Raw genomic sequence first — 14,991 nt, forward strand, 5'->3', positions numbered from 1 at the left:
CTACTTATCCGTTGCTATGATTATACTAAAGTTTCTACTTTTTTGCAAATAGATTTTTAAGTTTTTGTCCAATGGTCTGGAGTAGAGTCGGAAGTTTCACAACCTTTTCGTTTCCTAATTTTTCCCGAGCGATTTTTAGGATAGCTCCAGAGTCTTTTGAAGCAAAGAGGAATTTACCTTGATCGGTAAAGACTTCAAAGTGGCGGCTGATCTTGCGACCACTTACGTTGGCTCCGATTTGCTGAATGCTGGACCAGGGGATTTGGATATATTGTTCGACATTGACATCAGGATAAAACTCTAAGGCTTGATCCCCGACTAAAAATTTTCCAACTTTTCCAGAGATAGAGAGGTAAGATGTCCCAGTGGTTTGGAGGTCAATGACTTGATTGAGTGATTGGGCCATGATTAGTCTTCCTTACTTTCATCGAAAAAGGCATGATAGAGAGCCTTGATAGCGGCCTTCTCTTGCTCTTTATTGACAACAAACATGATGGAAACTTCACTTGAACCTTGGGACATCATCTGGATGTTGATTTTATTCTCAGACAAAGCCCGTGTTGCAGTAGCAGTTACCCCGATATGACTCTTCATCTTTTCTCCAACAATCATAATGATGGAAAGGTCATGTTCGATTTCAGCATGGTCCACTTCAGCCTTTTGAACGAGTTGACGTAGAATTTCTTCTTCTTTGATAGGAGTCAATTCGCGGGAGCGGAGAATGATTGAAAGATCGTCAATACCTGTAGGCATGTGTTCCCAACCGATGTTGAGGTCCTCAAGGATTTGCAGAACCTTGCGACCAAACCCGACTTCGCGGTTCATGAGGTATTTAGACATGTTGATGCTGACGAATCCTGAGTCACCCGCAATCCCTACTACTGGGAATTTATCACTACTGTGTTCTAAAACAATGCGTGTTCCTGGGTGATCAGGGTTGTTGGTATTCTTGATAACAAGAGGAATTTTTCCGCGGTAGGCAGGAAGAAGGGCTTCATCATGAAGGACTGAAAATCCAGCATATGCCAACTCACGCATTTCACGGTAGGTTAATTCAGGAATGGAGTGCGGTTGGTGGATAATACCAGGATGGGCAGCAAAGATACCATCTACGTCTGTAAAGTTTTCATAGAGATCAGCCTTAACACCTGCTGCAATGATAGAACCTGTGATATCTGAACCTCCACGTGAAAAAGTACAGATTTGATTTTCTTTAGTCACACCAAAGAAACCAGGGATAACAAGGACTTCGTTGCTATCAGCCAAGCCTTCAATCTTGTCATAACTAGATGGGATGATGCGTGCGTTTCCTGGTTCACTTGTGACAACGATCCCAGCTTCTCTTGGGTGAACATAGCGTGCATCGATACCGTTTTGGTTAAAGTAGGCTGCAATCAATTTGGCATTGTTATTTTCTCCAGCCGCTAGGAAGGTATCATAGAGAAATTCATTGTCCTCTATAGGAAGAGTTGCCAAGGCCCGAATACTTTTAGAGATTTTTTCTAAAACAGCAGGTTTTAACTCTAGTTCACTAACCATAGCGGCATAACGGTCAATGATCCAGCTTTGGCTAGCACTGATGTCATTTCCAGCCACATAGTCGCGATAGTATTTAATCAAAGCATCAGTCACCTTGGTATCTTCAGCATTGCGTTTGCCGGGTGCAGAAACGACTACAAAACGGCGTTCTTTATCACTTTTAACGATGTTTAAAACTTTTTCTAACTGACCAGCAGAGGCAAGCGAGCTTCCACCAAATTTTACAACCTTCATAAGGACTCCTCAAGTAAGTATTTTATACGATTATAGCAGAAAGAGGGGCATTTTTCAATGAAGAAAATAACTTCCTATTATAATAGAAGAAAACACTAACTTATTCTGAAAAGCGATAACGATTTAAAAGTAAGGGTGTCAAATTTTACTCACACTCATAAATGATGGGTGAATAATCAGCTGAGACACTTTCCTTTAGTTTTTCCTTGCCTCTTTATCCAAAAAAAGGTATACTTTGATGATAAAACAATTTCATTGCCTTACAAAAGAAAAGGAGAAGCTATGAATCATATCTTATATCAGATCGTAGATGATCTTGCTATCATTACTTTGAATCGTCCCGAAGTGGCAAATGGTTTTCATATCCCAATGTGTGAGGAAATTTTAGAAGCTTTGACTCTAGCGGAGCAGGATCAAGCTGTGCAGTTCATCTTGATTAATGCGAATGGGAAGGTCTTTTCGGTTGGAGGAGACTTGGTTGAGATGAAACGCGCAGTAGATGAAGATGATATCCCTTCTTTGAATAAGATTGCAGAATTAGTCAATACAATTTCTTTTAAAATCAAGCAAATTCCTAAACCTGTTTTGATGGAGGTAGATGGAGCGGTTGCTGGTGCTGCAGCAAATATGGCAGTAGCAGTTGATTTCTGTTTGGCGACTGACAAGGCAAAATTCATTCAAGCCTTTGTCGGAGTGGGATTGGCGCCAGACGCTGGTGGGATTCATCTCTTGAGTCGTAGTATCGGGGTAACACGGGCTGCACAACTTGCTATGACAGGTGAAGCCTTAACTGCTGAAAAAGCGCTAGAATGGGGCGTGGTATACCGTGTTTGTGAAGTTGACAAATTAGAAAAAACAAGAGAACAAGTTCTGAAAAAATTAAGAAGAGGTTCAGCAAACTCATACGCAGCGATTAAAAAGTTAGTTTGGGAAAGTCAATTTAAGGATTGGCAGAATTATGCTGAATTAGAATTGAAACTACAAGAATCGTTATCTCTAACTGAAGATTTTAAAGAAGGAGTTCGAGCGCATTCTGAAAGAAGAAGACCGAAATTTACAGGAATGTAAAAAAATACTTGCACAATTTTTTGAAGTTTGATATACTTCTTTTATCAAATGCTTTGATTGTGAAAGTTTTTTAGAAGGAGGGAAACGATTTGGACTACCAACAAGTAAATGATTATCTAACATCTATTTTCAACAATGTCCTTGTGATCGAGGAGGTTAGCTTACGAGGTAGTCGATTCAAAGACATCTCCATCAAAGAAATGCAACACGATTGATGTGATTGGAAAGTTTCCGGAGGCAACACCAAGCAAGGTTTCAAAGGAACTGATGGTAACTCTTGGAACGGTTACAACTAGCTTGAATAACCTGGAAAGAAAAGGTTATATTGAGCGTATTCGTTCTGATCAGGATCGACGTGTGGTCTATCTGCATTTGACCAAGAAAGGTCGGTTAGTCCATCGTCTTCATAGACGTTTTCACAAGGCAATGGTCGAAAAAATCATCGATGGCATGAGTCCTGAGGAAATAGAAGTTATGGGTAGAGGATTAATCAATCTTTATCAATTTTTGGAGGATTTGAAATAATGGCTTTTGCAAAGATAAGCCAGGTTGCTCATTATGTTCCAGAGCAAGTGGTCACTAATCATGACTTAGCCCAAATCATGGACACAAGCGATGAGTGGATTTCAAGTCGGACAGGAATTAAACAGAGACATATCTCAAAAACAGAGTCTACAAGTGATTTGGCGACAGAAGTAGCTAAGAGCTTGTTGGCTAAAGGGAGCTTAACAGCGGATCAGATTGATTTTATTATTGTAGCGACGATTACCCCAGACTCGATGATGCCTTCCACAGCAGCTCGAGTTCAGGCAAATATCGGAGCGCATAGAGCTTTCGCCTTTGATCTGACAGCAGCTTGCAGTGGCTTTGTATTCGCTCTCTCAACTGCAGAAAAGTTTTTAAGTTCTGGACAGTTAAAAAAAGGGATTGTTATCGGGGCTGAAACCTTATCCAAGGCAGTTGATTGGTCAGATCGTTCGACAGCTGTTCTCTTTGGGGATGGTGCTGGTGGGGTTCTCTTGGAAGCGAGCGAAACACGTCACTTCCTTGTGGAAAGTCTCTATACAGATGGCTCTCGGAGCGAGTGTTTGACCTATGGTCAAACGGCTTTGGCTTCTCCTTTCTCAGATCAAGAAGCAGTTCCTGCTTTTTTGAAGATGGATGGACGAGCAGTTTTTGATTTTGCAAATCGTGATGTTGCTAGATCGATCAAAGAAACCATTGAAAATGGTCCAATCGCAGCATCGGAATTGGATTATCTCTTGCTTCATCAGGCAAATATCCGCATTTTGGATAAGATGGCTAAGAAGATCGGCGTAGACCGAGACAAGCTTCCTGCCAATATGATGGAGTATGGAAATACCAGTGCAGCAAGTATCCCGATTTTGCTCTCAGAGTGTGTGGAGAATGGCAAGATTCGTTTAGATGGTAGCCAGACGATTCTCCTATCAGGCTTCGGTGGAGGTTTGACATGGGGCACACTCATTCTTACAATCTAGGTAATCATGTGGTAAACACATAGTTATAAATTTTTTATATTTTAAAGGAGTCCTATCATGGCAGTATTTGAAAAAGTACAAGAAATTATCGTTGAAGAACTTGGGAAAGACGCATCAGAAGTAACACTTGAATCTACTTTTGATGATTTGGATGCAGATTCATTGGACTTGTTCCAAGTAATCTCTGAAATCGAAGATGCTTTCGATATCCAAATCGAAGCAGAAGATAACTTGAAAACAGTTGGTGACTTGGTTGCCTACGTTGAAGAGCAAACAAAATAATTAACATATTACTAGAAGGAGTAGGGGAAACCCACTCCCTCTTGTTTAGGTAATAGTTTGAAACTCAAACGATAAACTCATCGAACTATTACGTAAGCAAGGAATGATGGAGGCACTATGAAAACACGTATTACAGAATTATTGAACATTGATTATCCTATCTTTCAAGGAGGAATGGCCTGGGTTGCGGATGGTGACTTGGCTGGTGCAGTATCAAAAGCTGGTGGTCTAGGGATCATCGGTGGTGGGAATGCACCGAAAGAGGTCGTAAAGGCTAATATCGATAAAATCAAATCACTTACGGACAAACCTTTTGGTGTCAACATCATGCTCTTGTCACCTTTTGTAGAAGACATCGTTGATCTCGTGATTGAAGAAGGGGTCAAGGTGGTTACAACTGGTGCAGGAAATCCAAGTAAATACATGACTCGTTTCCATGATGCAGGAATTACTGTTATTCCTGTTGTTCCAAGTGTTGCTTTGGCAAAACGCATGGAAAAAATTGGTGCAGATGCGGTTATTGCAGAGGGAATGGAAGCCGGTGGACATATTGGTAAATTAACAACGATGACCTTGGTTCGCCAAGTTGCTGCAGCTGTTTCAATTCCAGTTATCGCAGCTGGAGGAATTGCGGACGGTGAAGGTGTCGCTGCAGGCTTTATGCTTGGTGCTGAGGCTGTTCAAGTTGGTACGCGTTTCGTAGTAGCTAAGGAATCTAACGCCCATCCAAAATACAAGGAAAAAATCTTAAAAGCGCGTGATATCGATACGACTATTTCCGCTCAACACTTTGGACATGCTGTTCGTGCCATTAAAAATCAGTTGACACGTGACTTTGAGCAGGCTGAAAAAGATGCCTTTAAACAAGAAAATCCAGATTTAGAAATCTTTGAACAAATGGGAGCTGGTGCTCTTGCTAAAGCCGTTGTTCATGGAGATGTAGAAGGTGGATCTGTCATGGCAGGTCAGATCGCTGGTTTGGTTTCTAAAGAGGAAACTGTCGAAGAAATCCTAAAAGATCTATACTATGGCGCAGCCAAAAAAATTCAAGAAGAAGCCTCTCGTTGGGCAGGAGTTGTAAGAAATGACTAAAACAGCCTTTCTATTTGCGGGTCAAGGTGCTCAGTATCTAGGGATGGGGCGTGATCTCTATGATCGCTATCCTATCGTCAAGGAAACAATTGACCAAGCCAGTCAGGTTTTGGGTTATGATCTTCGTGACTTGATTGATAAGGAAGAAACCAAGTTAAACCAGACTCGATATACGCAGCCAGCTATTTTAGCGACTTCGGTTGCTATTTACCGACTATTGAAAGAAAAGGGTTACCAGCCAGATATGGTAGCAGGATTGTCTCTTGGAGAATATTCTGCTCTTGTAGCAAGTGGTGCCTTGGACTTTGAGGATGCAGTTGCCTTGGTTGCTAAACGTGGTGCTTATATGGAAGAAGCTGCACCTGCAGGCTCTGGAAAGATGGTTGCCGTTCTTAATACTCCGGTTGAAGTGATTGAGGAAGCTTGCAAAACTGCTTCTGAAGTCGGTATAGTCACTCCAGCTAACTACAATACTCCAAGCCAAATCGTCATTGGTGGTGAAGTTGCTGCAGTTGACCGTGCGGTCCAACTCTTGCAGGAAGCAGGAGCAAAACGATTGATTCCTTTAAATGTATCGGGTCCTTTCCATACAGCCCTACTTGAGCCAGCCAGTCAGCAACTAGCTGGAGCTCTTGAGGGAGTGAGTTTCGCTGATTTCACTTGCCCACTAGTCGGAAATACGGAAGCTGCTGTTATGGAAAAAGGTCGAATCCAAGAGCTTTTGACGCGTCAGGTCAAAGAACCTGTTCGTTTTTATGAAAGTATTGCTGTGATGCAGGATGCTGGGGTAACCAACTTTATTGAAATTGGTCCTGGCAAGGTCCTATCAGGCTTTGTCAAAAAAATCGATAAAACAGCTCAGCTAGCTAACGTTGAAGACCAAGCAAGCTTGGATGCTTTGTTAGGAAACTAATGATCCCTTCTCCCACAAAATACAACAGGAAATAGGAGAAATAGAATGCAACTTACAAATAAAAATGTCTTTGTAACAGGTTCAAGTCGTGGTATCGGACTTGCCATTGCTCACAAATTTGCCCAACTAGGCGCTAATGTAGTTTTGAATAGTCGTGGAGCAATCTCAGAAGAATTGCTGGCTGAGTTTTCAAACTACGGCGTCAAAGTAGTACCGATTTCAGGTGATGTTTCAGACTTTGCAGATGCCAAGCGTATGGTAGATCAAGCGATTGCGGAACTCGGTTCTGTTGATGTATTGGTCAACAATGCTGGGATCACTCAAGATACGCTTATGCTCAAGATGAACGAGGAAGACTTTGAAAAAGTGATTAAGATCAACTTGACAGGTGCTTTCAACATGACGCAAGCTGTCTTGAAACAGATGATCAAGGCGCGTGAAGGTGCGATCATCAACATGTCTAGTGTGGTCGGTCTGATGGGAAATATCGGACAAGCCAACTATGCAGCTTCTAAAGCAGGTTTGATTGGTTTTACCAAGTCAGTTGCACGTGAAGTTGCCAATCGCAACGTACGCGTAAATGCTCTTGCACCAGGGATGATCGAGTCAGATATGACTGCTGTTTTGTCTGATAAGGTCAAGGAAGCAACATTGGCCCAAATCCCAATGAAACATTTTGGTCAAGCAGAACATATCGCAGATGCTACAGTGTTCCTGGCTGGACAGGATTATTTGACTGGACAAGTTCTCGCTGTTGATGGCGGACTTAGCATGTAAAAAATAAGGAAAGATATAGGTAAGACAGATGAAACTAAATCGAGTTGTAGTAACAGGTTACGGATTGACCTCTCCTATCGGAAATACTCCAGAAGAATTTTGGAACAGTTTGCAAACTGGGAAGATTGGAATTGGAGAAATCACTAAATTTGACCACAGCGAATTTGCTGTGCACAATGCGGCAGAAGTTCAAGATTTCCCATTTGATAAATACTTTGTCAAAAAAGATACCAACCGTTTTGACAATTATTCTTTGTATGCCTTGTATGCGGCTCAAGAAGCGGTGACAAATGCAAATCTTGATGTAGAAGCAATTGATAAAGATCGCTTTGGTGTCATCGTGGCTTCTGGTATTGGGGGAATTAAAGAAATCGAAGATCAGGTTATCCGTCTTCATGAAAAAGGTCCAAAACGCGTTAAACCAATGACACTTCCAAAAGCCTTGCCAAATATGGCTTCAGGAAATGTTGCTATGCGTTTCGGAGCAAACGGTATCTGTAAATCAATCAATACAGCCTGTGCCTCATCAAACGATGCCATTGGGGATGCCTTCCGTTCTATCAAGTTTGGTTTCCAAGATGTCATGTTAGTTGGTGGATCAGAATCATCTATCACTCCTTTTGCCATTGCTGGATTCCAAGCTTTGACAGCCCTATCAACTACAGAAGATCCAGCTCGTGCTTCTATTCCATTTGACAAAGACCGTAACGGTTTTGTCATGGGAGAAGGTTCTGGAATGCTGGTTCTTGAAAGTCTTGAACATGCTGAAAAACGTGGTGCAACTATCTTGGCTGAAGTAGTTGGTTATGGTAATACCTGTGATGCTTACCATATGACTTCACCTCATCCAGAAGGTCAAGGTGCGATTAAGGCTATGAAGTTGGCTTTGGAAGAAGCAGAAATTTCTCCAGAGCAAGTGGCTTACGTCAATGCCCACGGAACTTCAACTCCTGCTAATGAAAAAGGAGAAAGTGGTGCGATTGTAGCTGTCCTTGGTAAAGAAGTACCTGTATCTTCAACCAAGTCCTTTACAGGACACTTGCTTGGTGCTGCAGGGGCAGTAGAAGCCATCGCTACCATTGAAGCCATGCGTCATAACTATGTACCAATGACAGCTGGAACAAGTGAGTTGTCAGACTATATCGAAGCGAATGTCGTTTATGGACAAGGATTGGAGCAAGAAATCCCTTATGCTATTTCAAACACTTTTGGTTTTGGTGGACACAATGCGGTTCTTGCTTTCAAACGTTGGGAGAATAAATAATTATGAATTTAAATGAGATCAAGGACTTGATGGCTCAATTTGACCAATCAAGTTTGAGAGAATTTTCTTATAAAAATGGAACGGACGAATTGCAGTTCAGTAAGAATGAAGCAAGAATGGCTTCTGAAGTACCAGCTCAAGTTGTTCCAGCGCCAGCTGCAGTAGCTGCAAGTCCAGTAGTTTCGGCCCCTTCAACTCCAGTTGAGAGTGCAGTGGAAGAAGCTCCAGCACCAGCTGAAACGACGGTTGCTCCAGCGGGTGATGTCGTTGAAAGTCCACTTGTAGGGGTGGCTTACTTGGCTGCTGGACCAGATAAACCTGCCTTTGTCACAGTCGGAGACAGTGTTAAAAAAGGTCAGACTTTGGTGATCATCGAAGCCATGAAAGTCATGAATGAAATCCCTGCACCTAAGGATGGTGTGGTGACAGAAATTCTCGTTTCAAATGAAGAAATGGTTGAGTTCGGTAAAGGATTGGTACGTATCAAATGATCGATATTCAAGGAATCAAAGAAGCTCTACCCCATCGCTACCCCATGCTCCTAGTGGACCGTGTCTTGGAAGTGAGCGAGGATACCATTGTTGCCATTAAAAATGTGACCATCAACGAACCTTTCTTCAATGGTCATTTTCCACAATACCCAGTCATGCCAGGTGTTCTTATCATGGAAGCCTTGGCTCAGACTGCTGGTGTCTTGGAATTGTCCAAACCTGAAAATAAAGGGAAACTGGTCTTCTATGCTGGCATGGACAAGGTTAAGTTCAAGAAGCAAGTTGTACCAGGTGACCAATTAGTCATGACGGCTACTTTTGTCAAACGTCGTGGTACGATTGCTGTGGTTGAAGCAAAGGCTGAAGTAGATGGTAAGCTTGCAGCGAGTGGTACTCTTACCTTTGCAATTGGAAACTAAGGAGGATCTCCATGTTTCGTAAAATTTTGATTGCCAACCGTGGTGAGATTGCGGTTCGCATTATTCGAGCTGCGCGTGAATTGGGTATTGCGACCGTGGCAGTTTATTCAACTGCTGATAAGGAAGCTCTTCACACACTCCTAGCGGATGAAGCTATCTGTATCGGACCTGGTAAGGCGACAGAATCTTATCTCAATATCAATGCGATTTTGTCTGCTGCAGTCTTGACAGAAGCAGAAGCCATCCACCCAGGTTTTGGTTTTCTTAGCGAAAACTCCAAGTTTGCCACGATGTGTGATGAAGTGGGGATTAAGTTTATCGGCCCTTCTGGGGCTGTAATGGATACCATGGGAGATAAGATCAATGCGCGTGAGCAAATGATCAAGGCTGGAGTTCCAGTTATCCCAGGGTCTGATGGTGAAGTTCACACGGCTGAAGAGGCACTTGCAGTTGCAGAAAAAATTGGCTATCCAGTCATGCTTAAGGCATCGGCAGGTGGTGGTGGAAAAGGGATTCGTAAGGTTGAAAAGGCAGAAGACTTGGTCGCAGCCTTTGAAACAGCATCCAGTGAAGCTAAGGCCAATTTTGGAAATGGCGCTATGTATCTTGAGCGTGTGATTTATCCAGCTCGCCATATTGAGGTTCAGATCCTTGCGGACCAAGAGGGTCATGTTGTCCATCTTGGTGAACGGGACTGTTCACTCCAACGGAATAACCAAAAGGTCTTAGAAGAAAGCCCATCCATTGCGATTGGCAAAACCCTTCGTCATGAAATTGGTGCTGCAGCCGTTCGTGCAGCAGAGTCTGTAGGCTACGAAAATGCAGGAACGATTGAATTTCTTCTCGATGAAGCGAGTGGCAATTTCTACTTCATGGAAATGAATACTCGTGTGCAAGTGGAGCACCCAGTCACAGAGTTTGTTTCAGGTGTTGATATCGTGAAGGAACAGATTCGCATTGCTGCCGGTCAACCTTTACCTTTCAAACAAGAAGATATCGTCCTACGAGGTCATGCTATCGAGTGCCGGATCAATGCGGAAAATCCAGCATTTAACTTTGCTCCAAGCCCAGGTAAAATTACCAATCTCTATCTACCAAGTGGTGGAGTTGGCTTGCGCGTGGACTCAGCAGTTTATCCAGGTTATACTATTCCCCCTTACTATGATAGTATGATTGCTAAAATCATTGTTCATGGGGAGAATCGTTTTGATGCTCTTATGAAGATGCAACGGGCACTTTATGAACTTGAGATTGAAGGAGTGCAAACCAATGCGGATTTCCAGCTGGATCTAATTTCAGACCGTCGGGTTATCGCTGGGGACTACGATACTTCCTTCCTGATGGAAACTTTCTTGCCACATTACCAAGAAAAAGAATAGACTTTCAAAGAGTATGAGAACTAAAAGGGGGATTTATGGCTCTATTTAGTAAAAAGGATAAGTATATTCGGATCAATCCTAATCGATCCGTAAGGCAGGCACCACAAGCCAAGCCTGAGGTGCCTGATGAACTCTTCTCCAAGTGTCCTGGATGTAAGCACACCATTTATCAAAAGGACCTTGGGAGTGAGCGCATTTGTCCCCATTGTAGCTATACTTTCCGTATTTCAGCCCAAGAGCGCTTGGCTCTAACAGTTGATTCTGATAGCTTTGTGGAGATGTTTACAGGAATTGAAACTCAAGATCCCTTGAACTTTCCTGGTTACCAGAAAAAACTGGCTAGCATGCGTGAAAAAACAGGACTGGATGAAGCTGTCCTGACTGGTACAGCTAGCATCAAGGGACAAAAAGTTGCCCTTGGGATCATGGATTCAAACTTTATCATGGCGTCGATGGGAACCGTTGTGGGTGAAAAAATCACGCGCTTGTTTGAATATGCGACAGTTGAAAAGTTGCCAGTTGTACTTTTTACGGCTTCTGGCGGTGCCCGTATGCAAGAAGGGATTATGAGCTTGATGCAGATGGCTAAGATTTCTGCGGCAGTTCAACGCCATTCCAAGGCAGGACTTTTTTACCTGACGATTTTGACGGATCCGACAACAGGAGGAGTTACTGCTTCCTTTGCCATGGAGGGTGACATTATCCTAGCAGAACCCCAGAGTTTGGTTGGTTTTGCAGGGCGTCGTGTTATCGAAAATACAGTTCGTGAGACCTTGCCGGATGACTTCCAAAAGGCAGAGTTCCTGCTTGAACATGGATTTGTGGATGCAATTGTCAAACGGAGAGAACTACCAGATACAATTGCTAAATTAGTGAGATTGCATGGAGGAAGTCGCGGATGAATATTGCAAAAATAGTCAGAGAGGCACGCGAGCAGAGTCGTTTGACAGCCCTTGATTTTGCCAATGGAATCTTCGATGAATTTATCGAATTGCATGGAGACCGTTCTTTCAGAGATGACGGTGCGGTCATTGGCGGAATTGGCTGGTTAGGTGACCAAGCAGTCACAGTCGTCGGAATCCAAAAGGGAAAAAGTCTTCATGACAACCTCAAACGGAACTTTGGGCAACCCCATCCAGAAGGCTATCGCAAGGCTCTTCGCTTGATGAAACAGGCAGAAAAATTTGGTCGTCCAGTTGTAACCTTCATCAACACTGCTGGAGCTTACCCAGGTGTTGGAGCTGAGGAACGTGGACAAGGGGAAGCAATCGCTCGAAACCTGATGGAAATGAGCGACCTCAAGGTTCCAATCATCGCGATTATTATCGGTGAAGGAGGGTCTGGAGGTGCATTAGCACTAGCCGTTGCTGACCGTGTCTGGATGCTGGAAAATTCGATCTATGCCGTACTCAGCCCAGAAGGTTTTGCCTCTATCCTTTGGAAGGATGGAAGCCGTGCCATGGAGGCAGCAGAGTTGATGAAAATCACTTCACACGAACTCCTAGAAATGGGAATCGTAGACAAGGTAATCTCAGAAGCAGGGCTGTCAAGTAAAGAACTGCTAGGATGCGTTAAAAATGAATTGCGTGTAGAACTAGATAGGTTGCAAGAACTACCACTCGACCAACTTATCGAAGAACGTTACCAACGCTTTAGAAAATACTAAGAAAATTTAAAAGCTAGAACATTTTGTTCTAGCTATTTTGATAATAGAGCATGGATAAACATGAATACTCTAGATAAATAAGAAAAACAATCAATAGTATATCCTCTATATTGCCCTAATAGAGAGTTTACCATTAGGAGAGAAAGAATGAAAAAGACAATACATTTAGGAATCTGTTTGATTTTAATGTTCCTGTACATTTATTTAACGCCATTAGGGGCTATAACTCTAGCTAGAACCTTTGGTTTAGGAATGGACAGCTATATAATCTTCCTAGTTGGAGAAGTGTTACTTATTTTCTTTTTATTCGTTTTGTGGTTGAAAAAGAAGAAGATGCTCTTTATCTTCGAGAAAAAGGGTTGGCGCTGGTCTTATCTCGCTTTCTTGGTAGCTTGTTTCCTTATCTATTCTTTTTTAAATGGATTTAGAATGCAGAACATTCGATTGATTGACCATAGCTTTATTTTCCAAGACCTTCTTTCGGAACTTTACTTAAATGGACGAGAAACGACTCTATCAAGTCTTGTATTTTTAATCTTTAACATTTCGATTGTACCTGTTGTTGAGGAGACAATCTATAGGGGTTATTTTATGAATACCTTTTTCCCCCAGTCCAAGTACTATCTGGATGTTATCCTATCTGCTCTTATCTTTGGACTTAGTCATTTGATCCTAACTCACCGAGATCCTATCAGTTTGATTATTTATAGTTTAGGCGGTCTCTTCTATGCCCTTGTCTACCGTTGGACAAGGAACTTAAAAATTACCATCCTGTGCCATAGTTTTTTTAACTTTCTTATTTATGCAAAACCCATCTGGATTTTTGTTTATAATTATGTCTATTACCACTTTTTTAGATAGTGGTAGGCAAAGAAAAAAGTGTTTGATATCTGTCAAACACTTTTTCTATTTACTGTTCTTCTGTTACAAACTGGCTGAGCAGTCCGTTGATAAAACGGGCAGATTTTTGATCTGAGAAGTCCTTTGCAAGCTCGATAGCTTCATTAACAGCAACCAACTGTGGAGTGTCAAATGAAGTGATTTCAAAGACTCCCAAGCGAAGGAGGTTTCTTTCCACGAGCGTTAAACGCTCGATGGTCCAACCTGCTTTTAAATGCTGTGTGATTTGCTTGTCTAGTTCTTCCTTTTTAGCCTGAACACCAGAAACTAGCTCTGTCAAAAAGGCTGGAAGTTGCACATCCGTATCTTCACGATCATGAGTATAGGCGAAACGACAAGCAGTTTCGACATCCGTACCGAATTCAAGGCTTATGAGAGCTTGAAAAGCGCATTTACGGAGTTGGCGTCTAGATTCTAATAGTGGACTAGTCATTGAGGAAGTCCTCGTCAAATAGATCTTTCAATTCTGGTTTTGGTGTTTTATCTGGAACGATACCTGCAACGTGAATATTGATAGCAGCGAGTTCTACATCAGCCATATTGCGGACGGCATCTTTAACAGCTTTCTGGATAGCAACAGCTACCTTAGGAACTTTTACTCCGTACTCAAGGTAGAGATAGATATCTGCTGTGAGCTCTTCGTCCACGTTTTTAAGATAAACACCACGGCCAAGAGAAAGTTTTGAAAGGGTGTCAGATACTGATTTGTTTGAAAAAGAGTGAACACCCTCTACTTTTGCAGTAGCAATAGCAATGATTTTTTCAAGTACACGTGGGGCGATAACGATTTCGCCAAGTTGTTCTTCAATTCCCATAGAATGACCTCTTTCTAGAGATTAGGCACGAGAAACGTAAGTTCCTTCTGCAGTGTTGATAACGAGTTTTTGTCCTGCTTCGATGAAGTCTGGAACGTTTACGACAAGTCCAGTTTCCATCGTTGCTGGTTTACCAGAACCTGTAACAGTAGCACCTTTGATAGATGGTTGAGTTTCTGCAACTGTCAATTCGACAGTAGTAGGAACGGTAACACCAATCACTTCAGTTCCGTAGAATTGGATCTTCACATCAGAGTTTTCAAGGATGTAAAGCAATTCGTTTTCAACGTTGACAACAGGAATTTCGTATTGGTCGTAAGTTTCTGTGTTCATGAAGTAGGCTGTGTCATCCATTTTGTACAAGTATTGAGCTGGGACAGTCTCGATGATGGCTTGTTCAAATTTTTCCTCTGGACGGTAGCTTGTGTCAAATGTAGAACCAGTACGGACATCACGCAATTTCATACGCATGATTGTGTTTCCTTTACCTGGTTTGTGGTGGCTAGCTTCCAAAACGCGGATCAATTTTCCGTCAGCTGTTTCAAAGGTCATACCAGCCTTTAATTTACTTGCTTCAATCATGTTTTTACCTCTTTAATAAAATAATTTACTCTTTATTGTACCATAAAAGACAACATTACTCAAATGTCAGA

At 42.3% G+C, this 14,991-nt stretch carries 18 protein-coding genes and 1 pseudogene; 14 read left to right on the forward strand and 5 right to left on the reverse strand.

Going from position 1 to position 14,991, the window contains the following annotated elements; translation table 11 throughout:
* Positions 1–34: 34 nt before the first annotated feature.
* Entirely contained in the window at positions 35–406 is a 372-nt protein-coding gene (locus tag ACT17O_RS02515; RefSeq protein WP_049489774.1) for a DUF956 family protein, read from the reverse strand.
* A 2-nt stretch (positions 407–408) separates the two neighbouring features.
* Positions 409–1,773, reverse strand: a complete 1,365-nt coding sequence (locus tag ACT17O_RS02520; protein WP_444817679.1) for an aspartate kinase — start codon at positions 1,771–1,773, stop codon at positions 409–411.
* A gap of 282 nt (positions 1,774–2,055) precedes the next feature.
* Between ACT17O_RS02520 and ACT17O_RS02525 the strand changes: the two genes are divergently transcribed.
* From ACT17O_RS02525 to ACT17O_RS02590, 14 genes and pseudogenes are all read left to right on the forward strand, one after another.
* Entirely contained in the window at positions 2,056–2,841 is a 786-nt protein-coding gene (locus ACT17O_RS02525; protein ID WP_001015588.1) for an enoyl-CoA hydratase, read from the forward strand.
* A gap of 89 nt (positions 2,842–2,930) precedes the next feature.
* A pseudogene (fabT, locus tag ACT17O_RS02530) lies at positions 2,931–3,366 on the forward strand (fatty acid biosynthesis transcriptional regulator FabT).
* Positions 3,366–4,340 carry a beta-ketoacyl-ACP synthase III gene (locus tag ACT17O_RS02535; protein WP_125440832.1) on the forward strand — a complete coding sequence of 325 codons (975 nt, stop codon included), beginning with the start codon at positions 3,366–3,368 and terminating at the stop codon, positions 4,338–4,340. The pseudogene fabT and the gene ACT17O_RS02535 overlap by 1 nt, the downstream one beginning before the upstream one ends.
* 57 nt (positions 4,341–4,397) lie before the next feature.
* Entirely contained in the window at positions 4,398–4,622 is a 225-nt protein-coding gene (locus ACT17O_RS02540; RefSeq protein WP_000257840.1) for an acyl carrier protein, read from the forward strand.
* A gap of 117 nt (positions 4,623–4,739) precedes the next feature.
* Positions 4,740–5,714: an enoyl-[acyl-carrier-protein] reductase FabK gene (gene fabK / locus ACT17O_RS02545; protein ID WP_000857452.1), complete on the forward strand. Its 975-nt coding sequence runs from the start codon at positions 4,740–4,742 to the stop codon at positions 5,712–5,714.
* On the forward strand, positions 5,707–6,627 hold the full coding sequence (fabD, locus tag ACT17O_RS02550) for an ACP S-malonyltransferase (RefSeq protein ID WP_444817680.1): 921 nt from the start codon (positions 5,707–5,709) through the stop codon (positions 6,625–6,627). Before fabK ends, fabD begins: the two co-directional genes overlap by 8 nt.
* Positions 6,628–6,672: 45 nt before the next feature.
* Positions 6,673–7,404 (forward strand): 3-oxoacyl-[acyl-carrier-protein] reductase, encoded by a 732-nt coding sequence (gene fabG / locus ACT17O_RS02555; RefSeq protein WP_444817681.1) that lies wholly within the window; start codon positions 6,673–6,675, stop codon positions 7,402–7,404.
* A gap of 28 nt (positions 7,405–7,432) precedes the next feature.
* Complete coding sequence (gene fabF / locus ACT17O_RS02560; protein WP_268721006.1) at positions 7,433–8,668, forward strand: beta-ketoacyl-ACP synthase II; 1,236 nt, start codon at positions 7,433–7,435, stop codon at positions 8,666–8,668.
* 2 nt (positions 8,669–8,670) lie between these two features.
* A complete protein-coding gene (gene accB, locus ACT17O_RS02565) occupies positions 8,671–9,159 on the forward strand; it encodes an acetyl-CoA carboxylase biotin carboxyl carrier protein (RefSeq protein WP_001052306.1) in 489 nt (162 codons plus the stop codon).
* Positions 9,156–9,578 carry a 3-hydroxyacyl-ACP dehydratase FabZ gene (fabZ, locus tag ACT17O_RS02570; protein WP_000565515.1) on the forward strand — a complete coding sequence of 141 codons (423 nt, stop codon included), beginning with the start codon at positions 9,156–9,158 and terminating at the stop codon, positions 9,576–9,578. Before accB ends, fabZ begins: the two co-directional genes overlap by 4 nt.
* Before the next feature lie 11 nt (positions 9,579–9,589).
* On the forward strand, positions 9,590–10,957 hold the full coding sequence (gene accC / locus ACT17O_RS02575; RefSeq protein ID WP_444817682.1) for an acetyl-CoA carboxylase biotin carboxylase subunit: 1,368 nt from the start codon (positions 9,590–9,592) through the stop codon (positions 10,955–10,957).
* Between the two features lie 35 nt (positions 10,958–10,992).
* Positions 10,993–11,859, forward strand: coding sequence for an acetyl-CoA carboxylase, carboxyltransferase subunit beta (gene accD, locus ACT17O_RS02580; protein WP_096408198.1), 867 nt, complete (start codon positions 10,993–10,995; stop codon positions 11,857–11,859).
* Positions 11,856–12,623 (forward strand): acetyl-CoA carboxylase carboxyl transferase subunit alpha, encoded by a 768-nt coding sequence (locus ACT17O_RS02585; protein WP_444817683.1) that lies wholly within the window; start codon positions 11,856–11,858, stop codon positions 12,621–12,623. Before accD ends, ACT17O_RS02585 begins: the two co-directional genes overlap by 4 nt.
* 147 nt (positions 12,624–12,770) lie before the next feature.
* The gene (locus ACT17O_RS02590) at positions 12,771–13,484 is read left to right on the forward strand and encodes a lysostaphin resistance A-like protein (RefSeq protein ID WP_444817684.1); all 714 of its coding nucleotides are present in this window, start codon (positions 12,771–12,773) and stop codon (positions 13,482–13,484) included.
* A 49-nt stretch (positions 13,485–13,533) separates the two neighbouring features.
* Here the strand turns inward: ACT17O_RS02590 and nusB are convergent, their stop codons facing one another.
* Genes nusB through efp form a run of 3 tightly spaced genes read right to left on the reverse strand, consistent with a single transcriptional unit; the run spans position 13,534 to position 14,920 of the window.
* Positions 13,534–13,956 (reverse strand): transcription antitermination factor NusB, encoded by a 423-nt coding sequence (gene nusB, locus ACT17O_RS02595; RefSeq protein WP_000203650.1) that lies wholly within the window; start codon positions 13,954–13,956, stop codon positions 13,534–13,536.
* The gene (locus ACT17O_RS02600) at positions 13,949–14,338 is read right to left on the reverse strand and encodes an Asp23/Gls24 family envelope stress response protein (RefSeq protein ID WP_000510584.1); all 390 of its coding nucleotides are present in this window, start codon (positions 14,336–14,338) and stop codon (positions 13,949–13,951) included. Before ACT17O_RS02600 ends, nusB begins: the two co-directional genes overlap by 8 nt.
* A 21-nt stretch (positions 14,339–14,359) precedes the next feature.
* Complete coding sequence (gene efp, locus ACT17O_RS02605; RefSeq protein WP_000568640.1) at positions 14,360–14,920, reverse strand: elongation factor P; 561 nt, start codon at positions 14,918–14,920, stop codon at positions 14,360–14,362.
* Positions 14,921–14,991: the final 71 nt, after the last annotated feature.

Source organism: Streptococcus sp. HJ1 (genome assembly GCF_052399005.1).
In the GTDB taxonomy this organism is placed as follows: Bacteria; Bacillota; Bacilli; order Lactobacillales; family Streptococcaceae; genus Streptococcus.